General features: G+C 68.8%; 18 protein-coding genes. 5 read left to right on the top strand and 13 right to left on the bottom strand.

Annotation, left to right across the window (positions count from 1 at the left end; all coding sequences use genetic code 11):
- Positions 1-61 precede the first annotated feature (61 nt).
- From JMJ56_RS08405 to JMJ56_RS08375, 7 genes are read right to left on the bottom strand one after another with little or no spacing between them, the layout of a single operon-like run.
- Entirely contained in the window at positions 62-904 is an 843-nt protein-coding gene (locus JMJ56_RS08405) for a ParB/RepB/Spo0J family partition protein (protein WP_202831174.1), read from the bottom strand.
- Positions 901-1,719, bottom strand: coding sequence for a ParA family protein (locus tag JMJ56_RS08400; protein ID WP_328702315.1), 819 nt, complete (start codon positions 1,717-1,719; stop codon positions 901-903). Before JMJ56_RS08400 ends, JMJ56_RS08405 begins: the two co-directional genes overlap by 4 nt.
- Positions 1,688-2,254, bottom strand: coding sequence for a 16S rRNA (guanine(527)-N(7))-methyltransferase RsmG (rsmG, locus tag JMJ56_RS08395; protein ID WP_236037561.1), 567 nt, complete (start codon positions 2,252-2,254; stop codon positions 1,688-1,690). The genes JMJ56_RS08400 and rsmG overlap by 32 nt, the downstream gene beginning before the upstream one ends.
- Before the next feature lie 41 nt (positions 2,255-2,295).
- The gene (gene mnmG / locus JMJ56_RS08390; RefSeq protein WP_202831172.1) at positions 2,296-4,167 is read right to left on the bottom strand and encodes a tRNA uridine-5-carboxymethylaminomethyl(34) synthesis enzyme MnmG; all 1,872 of its coding nucleotides are present in this window, start codon (positions 4,165-4,167) and stop codon (positions 2,296-2,298) included.
- A 21-nt stretch (positions 4,168-4,188) separates the two neighbouring features.
- Positions 4,189-4,803: a hypothetical protein gene (locus JMJ56_RS08385; RefSeq protein WP_202831171.1), complete on the bottom strand. Its 615-nt coding sequence runs from the start codon at positions 4,801-4,803 to the stop codon at positions 4,189-4,191.
- A 1-nt stretch (position 4,804) separates the two neighbouring features.
- A complete protein-coding gene (mnmE, locus tag JMJ56_RS08380; protein ID WP_202831170.1) occupies positions 4,805-6,100 on the bottom strand; it encodes a tRNA uridine-5-carboxymethylaminomethyl(34) synthesis GTPase MnmE in 1,296 nt (431 codons plus the stop codon).
- The gene (locus JMJ56_RS08375) at positions 6,093-6,452 is read right to left on the bottom strand and encodes a (2Fe-2S) ferredoxin domain-containing protein (protein ID WP_202831169.1); all 360 of its coding nucleotides are present in this window, start codon (positions 6,450-6,452) and stop codon (positions 6,093-6,095) included. The genes mnmE and JMJ56_RS08375 overlap by 8 nt, the downstream gene beginning before the upstream one ends.
- A gap of 105 nt (positions 6,453-6,557) precedes the next feature.
- Here JMJ56_RS08375 and JMJ56_RS08370 point away from each other — a divergent pair, with 105 nt between their 5' ends.
- Genes JMJ56_RS08370 through JMJ56_RS08360 form a run of 3 tightly spaced genes read left to right on the top strand, consistent with a single transcriptional unit; the run spans position 6,558 to position 9,029 of the window.
- Positions 6,558-7,097 (top strand): methylated-DNA--[protein]-cysteine S-methyltransferase, encoded by a 540-nt coding sequence (locus JMJ56_RS08370; protein WP_202831168.1) that lies wholly within the window; start codon positions 6,558-6,560, stop codon positions 7,095-7,097.
- A complete protein-coding gene (locus JMJ56_RS08365) occupies positions 7,094-8,062 on the top strand; it encodes a quinone oxidoreductase family protein (RefSeq protein ID WP_202831167.1) in 969 nt (322 codons plus the stop codon). Before JMJ56_RS08370 ends, JMJ56_RS08365 begins: the two co-directional genes overlap by 4 nt.
- A gap of 58 nt (positions 8,063-8,120) precedes the next feature.
- Positions 8,121-9,029 carry a LysR family transcriptional regulator gene (locus tag JMJ56_RS08360; RefSeq protein WP_202831166.1) on the top strand — a complete coding sequence of 303 codons (909 nt, stop codon included), beginning with the start codon at positions 8,121-8,123 and terminating at the stop codon, positions 9,027-9,029.
- A gap of 81 nt (positions 9,030-9,110) precedes the next feature.
- Here the strand turns inward: JMJ56_RS08360 and JMJ56_RS08355 are convergent, their stop codons facing one another.
- From JMJ56_RS08355 to JMJ56_RS08345, 3 genes are all read right to left on the bottom strand, one after another.
- Positions 9,111-9,866: a GNAT family N-acetyltransferase gene (locus JMJ56_RS08355; protein WP_202831165.1), complete on the bottom strand. Its 756-nt coding sequence runs from the start codon at positions 9,864-9,866 to the stop codon at positions 9,111-9,113.
- Positions 9,866-10,840 (bottom strand): tripartite tricarboxylate transporter substrate binding protein, encoded by a 975-nt coding sequence (locus JMJ56_RS08350; RefSeq protein ID WP_202831164.1) that lies wholly within the window; start codon positions 10,838-10,840, stop codon positions 9,866-9,868. Before JMJ56_RS08350 ends, JMJ56_RS08355 begins: the two co-directional genes overlap by 1 nt.
- Before the next feature lie 332 nt (positions 10,841-11,172).
- Positions 11,173-11,772: an HD domain-containing protein gene (locus JMJ56_RS08345; RefSeq protein WP_202831163.1), complete on the bottom strand. Its 600-nt coding sequence runs from the start codon at positions 11,770-11,772 to the stop codon at positions 11,173-11,175.
- A gap of 91 nt (positions 11,773-11,863) precedes the next feature.
- Here JMJ56_RS08345 and JMJ56_RS08340 point away from each other — a divergent pair, with 91 nt between their 5' ends.
- Positions 11,864-12,340, top strand: coding sequence for a putative adhesin (locus JMJ56_RS08340; protein ID WP_202831162.1), 477 nt, complete (start codon positions 11,864-11,866; stop codon positions 12,338-12,340).
- Positions 12,341-12,510: 170 nt separating this feature from the next.
- On the opposite strand, the gene rho is transcribed toward JMJ56_RS08340, so the two are convergent.
- Positions 12,511-13,785, bottom strand: a complete 1,275-nt coding sequence (rho, locus tag JMJ56_RS08335; RefSeq protein WP_043336915.1) for a transcription termination factor Rho — start codon at positions 13,783-13,785, stop codon at positions 12,511-12,513.
- Between the two features lie 315 nt (positions 13,786-14,100).
- On the opposite strand from rho, the gene def reads away from it, so the two are divergent.
- Entirely contained in the window at positions 14,101-14,679 is a 579-nt protein-coding gene (gene def / locus JMJ56_RS08330; protein WP_202831161.1) for a peptide deformylase, read from the top strand.
- Here def and hemJ read toward each other — a convergent pair.
- Positions 14,676-15,128 carry a protoporphyrinogen oxidase HemJ gene (hemJ, locus tag JMJ56_RS08325; RefSeq protein ID WP_202831160.1) on the bottom strand — a complete coding sequence of 151 codons (453 nt, stop codon included), beginning with the start codon at positions 15,126-15,128 and terminating at the stop codon, positions 14,676-14,678. The genes def and hemJ overlap by 4 nt on opposite strands.
- Positions 15,129-15,132: 4 nt before the next feature.
- Positions 15,133-15,714 carry a hypothetical protein gene (locus JMJ56_RS08320; RefSeq protein ID WP_202831159.1) on the bottom strand — a complete coding sequence of 194 codons (582 nt, stop codon included), beginning with the start codon at positions 15,712-15,714 and terminating at the stop codon, positions 15,133-15,135.
- Between the last annotated feature and the right edge of the window lies 1 nt (position 15,715).

Genomic DNA, 15,715 nt, shown 5'->3' with positions numbered 1-15,715 from the left:
GGGGCTTCGCCCTTCCTCGCAGTCACCCCACCGAAGGCGAAGGGTCTTTGGAAACCCTGACCTAGCCTTGCAGGAGGCGGATCAGGCCATCGAGCTGGTCGAGATCGCGGTAGGCGATCGTCACCTGGCCGCCGCGGCCACTGCTGCGGATGTTGATGCGAAGGCCAAGGCGCTCCGACAGTTTGCGTTCCAGGGCGGCGACTTCGGGTTCGGCACGGGCGGGAGGCTCGGCAGGGTCTCGCGGCTTGGCAGCGGCGAGAGCTTCCGCCTGACGGACGTTGAGGCCACGATCGACGATCTGCAGCGCGAGGCCGATGGGGTCGGGCGCCGTCAGCAGGGCGCGCGCATGGCCCGCGGTGAGGGCGCCGTCGCGCAGCAACTCCCGTACCCGGTCGGGCAGCGCCAACAGGCGGAGGGTGTTGGCGACATGGCTGCGGCTCTTGCCGACGGCCTGGCCGAGCTTGTCTTGGGTAAGGCCGAATTCCTCCAACAGGCGGCGGTAGCCTTCGGCTTCCTCCAGGGCGTTGAGGTCCTGGCGCTGGAGGTTCTCCACCAGGCCGGCGGCCATGGCCTCGCGGTCACCAAGGTTCCGGATGACAACGGGGACGTCGTGCAGGGGGACAAGTTGGGCCGCACGCCAGCGGCGCTCGCCACCAATGATCTGGTAATGGCCGGCTTGGCCGGGTTTCTCGCGAACCAGAATCGGCTGAAGGACGCCATGTTCCCGCATGCTCTCCGCCAGTTCCTGCAAGGCGGCAGGCTCCATCGGACCACGGGGTTGAAAGGGGCCTGGCTCCAGCATCTCGATGGGGAGGGTGCGAAGGGCCTCGCCGACGGCAGGGGCTTGGCTGGGGGCATCCCCAAGCAGGGCAGAGAGGCCACGGCCGAGACGGGGGGATTTCATGCAGCGGAGCCTTCGCGGCGGCGGAATTCAGCGGCGAGGGAGGCATAGGCCTGAGCGCCGGGCGAACGAGCGTCATACAGGCTGACGGGCAGGCCATGCGAGGGCGCCTCGCTGATCCGGACGTTCCGTGGAATCACGGTCTCGAACACCTTGTCCTTGAAGAAGCCGCGGACATCCTGAGCCACCAGCTCCGAGAGGTTGTTGCGGCGGTCATACATGGTCAGCACGATGCCATCGAGGGCCAGAGCCGGGTTCAGGGCGCGGCGGACCCGGTCGATGGTCTTGGTGATCTGGCTGACGCCTTCGAGGGCAAAGAATTCCGTCTGCAAGGGCACAAGGACGCCATGGGCGGCGACCAGGGCGTTGAGCGTCAGAAGCCCCAGGGACGGAGGGCAGTCGAAGAATATGTAGTCGAAGCCCTGGGTGAGTTCGGGGGCCGTGGCGAGGATATGGCGAAGGCGGCGCTCCCGGTCGTCGAAGGCGACCAATTCCACTTCGGCACCGGCGAGGTCGCCATCGGCCGGGATGAGCGAGAGGTTGGGCACGGGAGTAGGGCGCAGCACTTCGGCTAGCGGCTTGTCCTCGATCATCAGCGCGTAGGTGCCGGCACCGCGGGCGCTGCGGTCGATGCCGAGGCCAGTGGAGGCGTTGCCTTGCGGATCCAGGTCGATCAGCAGCACGCGGCTTTGGGCGGCCAGCGCGGTGGCCAGGTTGATGGCGGTGGTGGTTTTGCCGACGCCACCCTTTTGGTTGGCAAAGGCGATGACGCGCGGCGTGGCGCGGTCAGGCTTGGGCGCTGACAGGGCGGATCTCACTGAGCCGGAGGATGGTGGAATCGGGGTCTGTGCGGCTTTGGAACCGCTCGGTGCGCATAGTCCAGTGCAGGGCGGCAGCCGTCAATTCATCCGTGGCAGTCCGGCCTTTGGGAAAGAGGGCGACGCCGTCGGGGGCAAGGATGCGATGAGCATGGGTGAGGAGGATAGGGAGGGGTGCAAGGGCGCGGGCCGTGAGAATGGCGGCAGGGGGAAGGGAAGCCGTTTCTTCGATGCGGGTTGGGTGAATGGTCAGCTTGGTAAGACCAAGAAGGCGGGCGGCTTCCTGCAAGAAGGCGCATTTCCGCCGGTCGGATTCGACGAGATGGGTTTCGCGGCCGCTCAGCAAAGCCAGGACAAGGCCTGGAAGGCCGGCGCCGGAGCCAAGATCGATTAGGGGACCGGGCGTTTCAGGAATAAGCGGGGCAAGTTGGGCGGAATCGAGGATGTGGCGGGCCCAGAGCGTTCTGGCCTCCGCTTTGGCGACGAGGTTGATACGGGTGTTCCAGCGGAGCAGTAGGGCAAGATAGTCCTGCAATGGCGCTTCCGTTTCACGTGGAACGCTTGGGAGAGCCTGTTTCACGTGAAACGCGCTTCCACCCGGCGGAGATGAACAGCGAGGGCAGCAAGGGCGGCTGGCGTGATGCCAGGAATGCGGCCCGCGCTGCCCAACGTGGGAGGGCGGGAGGCAGCGAGACGCTGGCACATCTCAGCGGAGAGGCCAGGGATGTCGGCAAACTCCAAGGCTCCAGGAATGGAGAGCTTCTCCTCCCGCTCCAGAATGCGAAGCTCTGCTGACTGGCGCTCCAGATAGGGAGCGTACAGAGCCTGGGCATCCAACTCAGCGCGAACCTTGGAAGACAGCTCGCGGAGCCAGGGAAAGACGCGTTCGGCATCAGCGGCAGAGACTACGGGCAGGGCAAGCACGTCCATGGTGGAGCGCCAGCGCCCATCTTGGTTCACGGCAATGCCGGCTGCGGCATATTGGGCAGGAGTACGGCCATCCTCGCGGGCGCGAGCCATGGCATCCGCCACCTCCAGTTTGAAACGGGCGTGGAGGGCCGCGCGCTCGGAACCGACACAGCCCCAGGCGAGGCCATGATCGGTCAAGCGGAGGCCGGCGTTGTCGGCGCGCAAGGCCAGCCGGTATTCGGAGCGAGCCGTCAGCATGCGATAGGGCTCAGTCACGCCTTGCAGCACGAGGTCGTCGATCAGCACCCCCGTATAGGCCTCACCTCGGGTGAGGATGCGGTCGGGCACGCTGCCAGCAGCGCGGCATGCAGCGTTGAGGCCGGCCATCAGGCCCTGGGCGGCAGCTTCTTCATAGCCTGTAGTACCGTTGATCTGTCCGGCAAGGAAAAGGCCGGGACTCATGCGCAGCTCCAGCGTCGGCAGGAGTGAACGAGGGTCGACGAAGTCGTACTCGATGGCGTAGCCGGGGCGGAGGATGCGAGCGCGCTGCAGACCGGGAATGGAGGCGAGCAGCACAGCCTGAACCTCCTCCGGCAGGCTCGTCGAAATGCCGTTGGGGTAGACGGTGTCGTCGTCCAGACCCTCAGGCTCGAGGAAGATCTGATGGCGCTGGCGCTCGGCGAAGCGGACCACCTTGTCCTCAATGGAAGGGCAGTAGCGCGGGCCGGTGCCCGAGATGCGGCCGCCGTAGACGGCGCTACGATGCAGGTTGGCGCGGATCAGCGTATGGGTCTCGGGCGTAGTCGCGGTGATGGCGCAGGCGATCTGGCGGTTGCCGATGTGCTTAGTGAGCCATGAGAGGGGCTCGGGCGGGTCATCGCCGGGCTGAGCCTCTAGGCTGGCCCAGTCGATGCTGCGGCCGTCGAGGCGAGGGGGCGTGCCGGTCTTCAGCCGGCCAAGAGGCAGGCCGAGGCGGCGTAGGGATTCAGCGAGGCCGATCGAGGCAGCTTCACCGGCGCGACCGGCGGCGATACGGCGTTCGCCGATGTGGATCTCGCCACGGAGAAAAGTGCCGGTGGTGATGACGACGGCACCGGCGCCGATGCGGCGGCCGGATGCCGTCACTACTCCGGCGATGCGACCGGCTGAATCAAAGAGAAGGTCTTCGGCGGCCTCGGCCAGGAGTTCGAGGCTGGGGGTGGCGCGCAGCAGAGCCTGCATCGCCTGGCGATACAGGCGGCGGTCGGCTTGAGCGCGGGGGCCACGGACGGCGGGGCCCTTGCTGCGGTTGAGTAGCTTGAAATGGATGCCAGCGGCATCTGCGGCGCGGGCCATGAGGCCATCGAGAGCGTCGATCTCGCGCACCAGATGTCCTTTCCCGATGCCACCGATGGCCGGGTTGCAGGACATCTCGCCGATGGTCTCAAGCCTGTGGGTCAGCAGCAGGGTCTGGACGCCGCATCGGGCGGCGGCCGCCGCGGCCTCGCAACCGGCATGGCCGCCGCCGATCACCGCCACATCGCATGTCGTGTCGAACATTCAGGGCGTATAGCGCAAAACTCAGCCAGGGCCGAAGCCCAAGGCGCGGCGCCAGAGGCCTTCGGTGAAGCGGGTGTCTTCCAGCAACTCGGCGGGGGCGAGGCCGCCGCGCGCCAGAACCTCGCGGATGCTGGCAAGGGCGGGTTCGTCGAGCACCAGATGGACGCCGGTCGTGATTGCATAGCCATGGACGCGACCAAGACGGGTAGCGACGATGCTGCCAGGCTCGGCCGCTTCGGCCAGACCCTCGTCGAGAACCCAGACCTGGCCGCCGAGCAAGGTGTCTTCCAGCAGCAACCCGGCATCGGGATGGTTGTCCTCGACGCGGAAGATGGACAGCCAGGCATGGCTGAGGGCGTTGAGCACAAGAGCCGCTTCGGTGGTCAGCCTGGCATGCTGGCGAGCGATGCGGTCGATGGCACGGCTGCGGCCGGGCGGTGCTGCATAGATGGCAAGGTCGATGGCATAGGCCAGTTCCTCCTCACCGACCTGCGCGAGCTCCCGGTCGAGCTGCAGCCCCAGGCGACGGGCCTGCTCAGCCAGCTTCGCGGGCGGCACGACGTGGGCAGCCATCTCCAGGAAGCGCTGGCGGGCAGCGGCATGTCGGGTCCAGGCGGCGCGGAGGTCGTCGTCCATCTTATTTTCCGATGCAGAATTCGCCGAAGACAACGTCGAGCACCGCCTCGACACCCACCCGGCCGGTGATGCGGCCGATGGCGCGGAGGGCGGCGCGCAGGGCTTCGGCGCGGAGTTCGGGGAGAGGGGCGGAGGGCAGGGTGTCGAGCCAGGCGAGAGCGTCCTGCAAGGCGGCGCGGTGGCGGGGGCGAGTCAGAAGGGTTTCGGCCGTTGTTCCGGCGCGGGACAAGGCCTCGGCTTCGAGGCGGGCACGGAGGGCGGGGAGGCCTTCGCCTGTATGGGCGGAGACGGGGAGGCCATCGGACGGGACGGGGCCGAGGTCGGACTTGCTGTGGACGACCAGCGCATTGGGTCGGTGCCAAGCGAGGGTTTCGGCATCCGGCGGCTGGTCCGCGGCGAAGAGGAGGAGGAGGAGGTCCGCTTGCTCGGCACGGCGGCGGGCGCGGCGGATGCCCTCGGCCTCGATCTCGTCGGTGGCGTCGCGAAGGCCGGCGGTGTCGGCGAGGGTGACGGGGATGCCGGCGAGGTCGAGACGGGCTTCCACCACGTCGCGCGTCGTGCCGGCGCGGGCGGAGACGATGGCGGCCTCGCGGCCGACGAGGGCGTTCAGCAAGGAGGATTTGCCGGCGTTCGGGGCGCCGAGGATGGCGATGTGCAGCCCCTCGCGCAGGCGCTCGCCGCGGCCGCCATCGGCGAGATGGGTGGCGATCTCGGTGCGCAGTGTCGTCGCGGCAATGGCGACGGCGTCGTCGAGACCGGAGGGAAGGTCCTCCTCCTCGAATTCGATGAAGGCTTCCTGGCGGGCCAGCAGGGCGGTCAGGCGCGCCGTCCAGTCCTCATAGAGCGTGGCGAGGGCACCGCCGGCCTGGCGCAGGGCCTGGCGGCGCTGGCCGGCCGTCTCAGCAGCGATGAGGTCGGCAATGCCCTCGGCCGCGGTCAGGTCGAGCTTGCCGTTGACGAAGGCGCGGCGGGTGAACTCGCCGGGTTCGGCTGGGCGGGCGCCGGTAGAGACCAGCGCCTCGGCGACGCCGGCGAGGACGGCAGGGCCGCCATGGAGATGGAACTCGGCGCTGTCCTCGCCGGTGTAGCTGGCGGGGCCGGGAAACCAAAGAACCAGCGCCTCATCCAGCAACTCGCCCTTGTGGCGGAGGCGGCGGAGGGAGGCGTGGCGGGGCGGCGGCAGGCGGCCAGCCAGGGCTTGCACCACGGCGCCGGTGCCAGGGCCGGAGAGGCGCAGCACAGCCACGGCGGCCCGGCCGGCGCCGGAGGCCAGCGCGAAGATGACGTCGTCAGGCATGCTTGGGGGGAGGAACGTCCTTTTCCGTCAGCATCAGGCGCGGGACACGGCCGCCCTCCTGGAGATGAGCGGTGAGGATCTCGTCGATATCCTCCCGGGTCTGCGGCCGGTACCAGATACCTTCGGGATAGATGACCATGGCGGGGCCGAATTCACAGCGATCGAGGCAGCCGGCCTGATTGATGCGGACGCCCTCCAGGCCGAGTTCCTTGGCGCGGACCTTCATGTAGTCGCGCAGCGCCTCGCTGCCGCGGGCGGCACAGGAGCCGCGGCGATGCCCCTCCGGCCGGCGGTTGCAGCAGACGAAGACATGGGCGCGGAAATAGGGCGGCGGGTCGGCGAGTTCAGCCATGGGGCAGGCTTCCTGACAATCTCCCCTCATGTAGCGGCGGCACCCCCCGGCGGCCAGGGCCGTGCGCTTGACGACGCCCCGGCCGCGGTGTGGCATGCTCCCGTCATGTCGTACCTGACCATGCATTCGCCTCTCGGCGAGATCACAGTCTTCGAGGAGGGTGGCGCCATCCTGGCCCTCGACTGGGGCCGGGCCTATGGTGCCGGCAATCCGGCTCCGACGCCGCTGCTGCGGGAGGCAGCGGCGCAGTTGCACGACTATTTCGACGGCAAACGGGTGCGGTTCGAGCTGCCGCTGGCGCCGCAGGGCAGCACCTTCCGCCAGAGCGTCTGGGCGGCGCTGTGCCGCATCCCGCCGGGCCAGACGCGAAGCTACATCGACATCGCGCGCGAGATCGGCTGCGGCTCGCCTCGGGCCATCGGCCAGGCGAACGGCGCGAACCCCATCCCGATCATCATCCCCTGTCACCGGGTCGTCGCGGCCGGCGGCGGAATCGGCGGCTATTCGGGGGAGGGTGGGATCGCGACCAAGCGTTTCCTCCTGGCCCTTGAAGCGCGCGGGGTTTCGCGCGAGGAAGCGGCAACGCTTCCGCTGTTCCGCACTTCCTCCCAAAAGCCGACGGCGGCGCAAGGAACCCTGCCATGAACCATGCCATCCGCGTCCATGAACACGGCGGCCCTGAAAAGCTGATATGGGAAGAAGTGCCGTTGCCCGACCCGAAGCCGGGCGAGGTGCTGGTGCGCCACCATGCGGTGGGGCTGAACTATATCGACGTCTATTTCCGCACGGGCCTCTACAAGGCGCCTTCCATGCCGGTGACGGTCGGCATGGAAGGCGCCGGCGTGGTCGAGGCAGTGGGCGATGGCGTGACCGAGTTGAAGGTCGGCGACCGCGTGGCCTATGCCGGCGCGCTCGGGGCCTATGCGGAGGCTCGCTGCGCCCCGGCTGACCGCCTGGTGAAGATCCCGGAAGGGATCGACTTCACCCAGGCCGCGGCGATGATGCTGCAAGGGATGACCGCGCAGTTCCTCGTCAAGCGCACCTATGCGGTGAAGGCGGGCGACACCATCCTGGTGCATGCGGCCGCCGGCGGCGTCGGCAGCATCCTCGTGCAGTGGGCCAAGCATCTCGGCGCCACGGTGATCGGCGTGGTCTCGACGCCGGAGAAGGCGCAGCTCATCACCTCGCTCGGCGCCGATCATGCGCTGCTGACCAGCGAGAACGTCCCGGCCCGGGTTCGCGAGATTACCGGCGGGGCGATGCTGCCCGTGGTCTACGACAGCGTCGGCAAGGACACCTTCACCACCTCGCTCGACTGCCTCCGCCCCTTCGGGCTGATGATCAGCTACGGCAATGCCTCGGGCCCGGTCACGACCGACCTTGGCGTGCTGGCGGCCAAGGGCTCGCTCTACGTCACGCGGCCGACGCTCAACACCTACACCGCCAAGCGCGACGACCTGGTGGCGACGGCGAACGACCTGTTCGAGGTGGTGAAGTCGGGCGGCGTGAAGATCGCCGTGAACCAGACCTTCGCCCTGAAGGATGCCGCCGATGCGCATCGGGCGTTGGAGAGCAGGAAGACGACCGGCAGCACGGTCTTCACGGTCTAGACTTTCGCAACTCTTCACATTTCTGCCGGAATGATTCCGGCAGGAAATTTTCCGGCTCATGGACAAGCTTCAGCAGCTCTCGGTCTTCCGGCGCGTGGTGGAAACCGGGAACATCACCCGCGCAGCGCGCGACCTGGCGATGAGCCAGCCGAGCGTCTCCCGCATCATCGGCGAGCTGGAGGGACGGCTGGGCGTGCCGCTGCTGCTGCGATCGCCGCGCGGGCTCTCTGCGACCGAGGCGGGGCAGGCCTTCCATGCCGAGGCGGTTCGCATCCTCGAGCAGCTCGACGAGGCGGAGGCGACGGTGCGTGGCGCCCAGGCCTCGCTTGCCGGGCCGGTGCGCATCGCCTGCGTGGCGACCTTCTTCAACCAGGTCCTGCTGCCCTGGCTGCGGGACTTCCTGCTCGCCAACCCTGGCATCCAGCTCGATGCGCGGCTGGATCCGCGGCCGGTGGACCTGATCGGCGAGGGCATCGACCTCGCCGTCCGCTTCGGGCCGATCCGCGAGCAGTCGCTGATCGTGCGCCGGCTTGGGCGGATCGACTTCTCGCTTTTCGCCTCGCCGGCCTATCTGCAGCGGGCCGGAATGCCGCAGACTCCGGAGGCGCTGGCGGAGCATGAATTCTGCCGCCTCACCATCGGGCGGGCCAACAGCCTGCTGACCCTCGACGGGCCGGATGGGCGGACGGTGACGCTCGAGACCCACGGGCATTTCAGCGCGGACAGCGTGGACAGCACCCATGCGGCGGCCCGCGCCGGGCTCGGCATCGCGCTGCTGGCCCCCTGGGGGGTGATGGAGGAGGTGGAGGCGGGGCTGCTCGTCCCCGTGCTGCCGGGCTGGCGGGCGGAGCCGCGCGACGTCCATGCCGTCTGGCCGGGCAGCCGCGGCCTGCCACGGCGGGTGCGGGCGGTGCTCGACGTCCTGGTGGAGAAGGCGAAGGCCGAACCACGGCTCAGGGCGCGCTGATGCCGCATGGGCCTGACTGCACACCAGGCCATGCGGGATCGGTGTCGTCGAGCCGGTGACCTGCGCCCTGAAGCCATCCCTTCAGGACGGTTGTGGGCCGAGCGGCCTGATCCGGTAGCGGTAGCGATAGGCTTCCCCCAGTCCGACGCGACGTTGCAGGGCGAGGGAGGCGGCGTTGGTGCTTGCCACCTGCGCCCAAAGGCGGGTGGCGCCGAGACCTGCCGCCCAATGGGCAGCGGCGCGGACCAGCCGGTCGCCCAGACCGCGGCGGCGGTACTCGGGGCGCGTCGCTAGGTCGAAGATGCCGCAATACGGGCCGTCCGCCACGGCGAAGAGGCACGCGGCCTCCACCCCCTCCTCCCGCAGCGTGAACCAGCCGCCGGGGGCAGCCAGCAGCTCCGGCAGACCCAGCTTCTCGGCGCGGCGAGCCTCGGTCTGGTATTCGGCCGTCGCCACGACCGCCATCCAGGCCGGCTCGGGGCCGTCGAGGCGACGGGCGGCGGGGTCGGGCCCGTGGGGAGGGAGGGGCCCGGCATGGACGATGGTTTCCTCGCCCTCGGCATAGCCGCGCGCCGCGAGCAGCGGCTCGAGCCCGGGCGGGTCGAGGGGCGTCAGGCGGAAGCGGCAGGCCAGGCCGTGGCGGGCGTAAAGCGCCTCGATCCGGGCGATGCGGCTGGCGAGCGCCGGGTCGGGCGCCGGGTCGAGCGAGCTCACCGCATTGGCCCGGCCGGTGCCGCCAAGGAAGAGCTTCGCCACGAAATTCCCGTCGAAGGCTTGGCGTGGTGCGGGCAGGGCGGTGAGGCAGGCGCGTTCCAGCGCCGTCGTCTCCTCCCCCATCAGCCGGCGGTCAGGTTGAGCCGACGGATCAGCGCCTCCTCCCGCGCGACGGTCTCGCGCAGGCTGACGGCGTAGCCGGCGCTGTCACGGTACTCGTCGGGCATGTCGTAGCGGCCGAGGATGGCGCGGAATTCCTCCGATTTCTGCGCGGCGGCGAAGGCGTCATGCAGGGTGCGCGTCACCGCCGGGTCGAGGCCGGCCGGGGCAACGATGCCGAAGGGCGTCGTCACCGCCATGTCGTAGCCAAGCTCCTTCAGCGTCGGCGCAGTGGGCCAGCGGGTGAGGCGCTCCGCCGTCCAGACATTGAGGATGGTGGCCTGGCCGCCATCGGCGAGGGCGCCGAGGCCGGAACCGCCGGCCATGACATCGATATGCCCGCCGAGCAGCGCCTGGGAGCCGTCGGCATCGCCGCGGAAGGGGGCGTGGATCAGCTCCACCCCCTCCTTAGCCGCCAGCTCCGCCATGGTGACATGCGGGGAGCCGTTGGCGCCGGTGGAGCCGTAGGCGAGCTTGCCGGGGCGGCGGCGGGCCTCGGCGATGAAGTCGGTCCAGCCATTCGGGAAGCGGCCGGCCTTGGCGATGACCACGTAGGAATAGCCGGTGACGCTGAGGATGGGGGTGAAGTCGCGCAACGTGTCGTAGGGCAGCTTCTGTAGGAGCTGCACGCGGATGGCCGAGGCGGGGAGCTGGGTGAGGAGGTAGCCATCCGGTCTGGCACGGGCGACCGTGGCGGCGCCGAGGGTATTCGCCGCGCCTGGCTTGTTGTCGATGACGATCGGCTGGGGCAGGTGGCGGGAGGCGCCTTCCGCCAGGGCGCGCAGCACGACATCGGTGGTACCGCCGGGCGGAAAGGGGATGATCAGCGAGACCGGCCGGACTGGGAAGGCCGGTTGGGCCCTGGCCAGCATGGGGGTGGCGAGCAGGCCGCCGAGCAGGGCGCGGCGGGGCAAGGCCAAGAGAGCCTGATGGGGCATTCGGAACTCCCGGGAACAAAAGGGCGCGCACCATGGCGCCTCATGCATTCCTGCGCCAGACCAGAATCCACGGCCTGCCGATCGTGCTATCTATTAAGATATTGTTCTGTCGAGGGAATTTGTACATCAAGCCATTCCGGCTCCCCACGATCATGCCTCAGGCGCCGGGCAGCTATCGGTACTGTCATTGACTGGAGACTCACAATCGGCCGTCGGACGTGCCATGTTCGGAGCACGGGACGCCGGTTGAGCATTCCCGGGCCGCTCCCCCCCTCCATGCGGCTCGGGATCAGACCCCCCAAGCCGGCCGGCGTCCCGAATACCCCTCCTGTTCAGGCTTCCTCCGCCAAGCGAGCCACCGCATGGCGATAGGTTTCGTCGAAAAGCGCGTCGAGGGCCGGATTGATGCCCTTGGCGCCGGCGGCGACGCGACCGGCCCAACCCACATATTCGAGGCGACGGGCATGGTCCCAGCCGATGGGTGGGCTGCTCCGCATGGTGCGGAGATTGGCGATCTTGTCGGCCAGCTTCACCTGCTTCGCCGCCTCCGAAGCGCGGGCGGCATGACGGATCTGCAGCCCCTTGCGAACCTCCTTCGGCAGCGACTTGTCGTCCGACACCTCGGCGCCGAAGGCGGCTTCAAGGTCGGCGAGGGTGGTCGGGACAGGGTCGGCATCACTGTCCTCGACGGTGTCGTGCAGCAGCCCGGCGACGATGGCGGCGGGCGGGGCGCCGGCGGCGGCGAGGATCTCCGCCACCTCCAGCACATGGTTCACATAGGGCTCGGCGGCGGCACCCTTGCGGCGGTGCGTGGCATGGACGCGGGCGGCAAAGCCGGCGGCGCGGAGAATGGTGGCGAGGATGGTCTCCGCTGAGGCCTGCCCGGCGAGGAACACTGTCGGGGCGACGGTCATGGCATCCGGGTTCTGCACAGTTTAGGTTCCCTCGGGCGGCTCCCTCATCCCATGCCGCCCCGGGAAGGGCTGAAGTATGTCAGGAAGTATTGCCGCATTGCGTGCCTCGTTGTTCGGCGTCGTCGATTATGTCTGCGGCGGGCATGGCGCACGCTGGCCGACCGATGGGACCTTCACCGTGCCGGCCGGGGTGACCATCCTGTTCTACGTGCCCGATGGCGATCCACTGCCCAATACCATGGGCCAGAAGGTGGATCAGGTGCTGGCCGGCGGCACCGCGCCGACGCCGATCGAGACCGTCACTGCGGGCTCGCCGTGCCGGAACTACCGGTTGTTCAGCAGCAAGGCCGGCGGCTACCTCAACCTGGCGATGTCCTCGACGGCGAACGACCGCTACATCACCACGACAGACAAGGATGTGGGCATCCATCTGGAGGACATCGTGAAGATGGTGATCGCGAAGTCCCCGAATGCCCGCATCCATTGGAGCGCCTGCCGCTCGCTCGAAAGCGGCACCGACGTCTTCTCCTGGGACAAGCCGACCTATAGCGGCGCCCTGGGGGTCCTGGCCACGAAGAGGCCCTGACCGATCCGGATCGGAAGCCGGATCGGGCCGCATGCCGTGGACGCCGTCAGGCGTTCATGGCGTCGCGCCCGTGGCGCGCAGGGGAATGGCTCGATGCGACGAACACCGTCAGGTGTTCATCGCGTCGCGCCCGTGGCGCGTGGGGAGATGCGTCGACGCGAGGAGCACCGTCAGGTGTTCATCGCGTCGAAGAAGTCCTGGTTGGTCTTGCTGTACTTCAGCTTGTCCAGCAGGAACTCCATCGAGTCCTGGGTGCCCATCGGATTCAGGATGCGGCGCAGGACCCACATCTTGGCCAGCGTGGCGCGATCCACCAGCAGCTCCTCCTTGCGGGTGCCGGACTTGGTGATGTCGATCGCCGGGAAGGTGCGCTTGTCGGAGAGCTTGCGGTCGAGGACGAGCTCGGAGTTACCGGTGCCCTTGAACTCCTCGAAGATCACCTCGTCCATGCGGCTGCCGGTGTCGATCAGCGCCGTGGCGATGATGGTCAGCGAGCCACCTTCCTCGATGTTGCGCGCCGCGCCGAAGAAGCGCTTCGGCCGTTGCAGGGCGTTGGCGTCCACGCCGCCGGTCAGCACCTTGCCGCTCGACGGGACGACGCTGTTGTAGGCGCGGCCGAGGCGGGTGATGGAGTCCAGCAGGATCACCACGTCGCGCTTGTGCTCGACCAGACGCTTGGCCTTCTCCAGCACCATCTCCGTCACCTGGACGTGGCGCGTCGCCGGCTCGTCGAAGGTGGAGGCCACGACCTCGCCGCGCACGGTGCGCGCCATGTCGGTGACTTCCTCCGGCCGCTCGTCGATGAGCAGCACCATGAGGAAGACCTCGGGATGGTTGGCGGTGATCGACTTGGCGATGTTCTGCAGCATCACCGTCTTGCCGGTGCGCGGCGGCGCGACGACCAGGGCGCGCTGGCCCATGCCGATCGGCGCAATCAGGTCGATGACGCGGTGGGTGTAGTCCTTGGACGGACCCTTGGCGACCGCCTCCGCATCCGGGTTTTCCATCTTGAGGCGGCGGTTGGGGTAGAGCGGCGTCAGGTTGTCGAAATTGATCCGGTGACGCAGCGCCTCCGGCGGCTCGAAATTGATGGCGTTGACCTTGAGGAGCGCGAAGTAGCGCTCGCCGTCCTTCGGCGCGCGAATCTGGCCTTCGACGGTGTCGCCCGTGCGCAGGCCGAAGCGGCGCACCTGGGCGGGCGAGATGTAGATGTCGTCCGGCCCGGGGAGGAAGTTCGCCTGCGGGCTGCGGAGGAAGCCGAAGCCGTCGGGCAGGATCTCGAGCGTGCCTTCGCCGAAGATCGCCTGGTCATTCTCGGCGAGCTGCTTGAGGATGGCGAACATCATGTCCTGCTTGCGCAGGGACGAGGCGTTCTCGACCTGAAGCTCCTCGGCGAAGGAGAGGAGTTCGGCTGGGCTCTTGGCCTTGAGTTCGGAAAGATGCATGGCGCGGTGCGTCCGGATGCGAGGGGACGGGACAGTCCCAATGAGGCCGGGATCGCGGCGCGTGGCGCGCCATAAGTCCGGCCCTTCCGCCTGTGCCATGAACACGGACCCTGGATAGGGGCCGGGGCCAGTGGCCGGCGATGTCCCAAGGAAGGAAGGAAGGAGAGAGGCAGCAGGCGCGTAAAGCACCTTATGCCCCGAGGAAGCGGAGCGGACCCTAAAGGACCGAATCGCTGGCCGTCAACGATTGAGATGGGGTATTTCCCCCTCAAGGTCAAGTCTCGCGGGGGGCGGGCGGGCTGGTAAGCTTCCGCCATGGCCGTCCTGAAGATCGCCCGCATGGGCCACCCCGTCCTGCTCGAGCCTTGCCGGCCGGTCGCCGATCCCGGTGCGCCGGAGATCCGCCGCCTGGTGCGGGACATGTTCGACACCATGGAGGATGCGCCGGGGGCGGGGCTCGCGGCGCCGCAGGTGCATGTGCCGCTCAGGCTCTTCGTCTTCCGGGTGCAGCCGCACCGCTCGACCGGGGCGGAGCGGGATGCGGTGGCCGGCAACACCGTCGTCATCAACCCGGTGATCGAGCCGGTAGGCGAGGAGCGGCAGATGCGGTGGGAGGGATGCCTCTCCATCCCCGGCCTGCGCGCCGCGGTGCCGCGCTTCGCGCGCATCCGCTACTCGGGCGTCGATTGCGACGGCCAGCCGGTCTTGGCCGAGGTGACGGGCTTCCATGCCGGCGTTGTCCAGCATGAGTACGACCACCTGGACGGCATCCTCTACCCGATGCGCATGGCGGATTTCCGACCGATGGGCTTCACCGAGGAGATCGGCCGGGCGGAGGAGCTGGCGGCGCGGATGGAGGAGATCCGGGCCGAATGGGCGGGGTACGCGGGCTAGAAGGGTTTCACGATCACCATGATGACGATGATCGCCATCAGCACCGCCGGCACCTCGTTCACCATGCGCCAGTAGCGCTCGGTCTTCGGCCGCTCGTCGGCGGCGAAGCGGCGGCGGGCGGCGGAGAGATGGCCGTGGACGCCGCTCATCACCAGCACCGAGAGCAGCTTGGTGTGCCACCAGCCGGCCCGCCAGTCGATGACGCCGGGCGTCAGCACCAGGGTGAGGCCCAGCAGCCAGACGGCGATCATCGCCGGGTTCATGATGCCGCGCATCAGGCGGCGCTCCATGGTCTGGAACAGCGCGCTCTGCGCCCCGCCGGCCGGCACTTGGCTGTGATAGACGAAGAGCCTCGGCAGGTAGAGCAGCCCGGCCATCCAGGCGATGACCGCGATCAGGTGCAGCGCCTTGGTCCAGGGATAGAACGGCGCAAGGGCGTCGATGGTCACGGTGTCAGGTATCCTGGCCCGCGCAGCTCTCGACCGGGCGGGTGAAGGCGACCCAGTTGTCGCCCTGCTGCAGGCAGCCATTCACCCAATTGCCCTGGAAGACGCGGCCTTGCACGCTGAGCCGCCCCGGGCCCTGCGGATGGCCGGCGCGGAGCGTCCCCTCGAACTCGATGCCGAGGCGGGGCAGGGCGAGGCGGCCCTCCACCAGCCGGTCGTCGCGGAACACGCCCTCTTCCTCGCTCACCACCCGCTGCCCTTCGGTGATGGTGAGCTTGCCGCGGCCCTCGTTCTTCCCGCGGAGGATGTCGCCCTGGTAGTCCATGCGGCGGGTCTCGCCGCGGCTCTGCCAGGTGACGATGGCGCGGCCAGGGCCCTCGGCGGGGCCTTCGGGGCAGGCGCCGTTCCAGTCAGCGACGATGTCGCTCGCGCCGGGCTCGATGCCGCCGGCCCAGAGCCAGCAGCCGCTCCTTGGGTCGGCCACCCAGCCGGCGCGGCCGCCGGGGACCATCCGCTCCGCCTCGGGCGGCTCGCCGGCGGCCACCAGCAGCAGCGCCGCCACGGCGGCCAGTATTCCGCGTCCGATCATG

Origin of the sequence: Belnapia arida, assembly GCF_016773205.1 — a bacterium.
GTDB classification, from domain to species: domain Bacteria; phylum Pseudomonadota; class Alphaproteobacteria; order Acetobacterales; family Acetobacteraceae; genus Belnapia; species Belnapia arida.
This window is presented reverse-complemented; position numbering and strand designations above follow the sequence as displayed.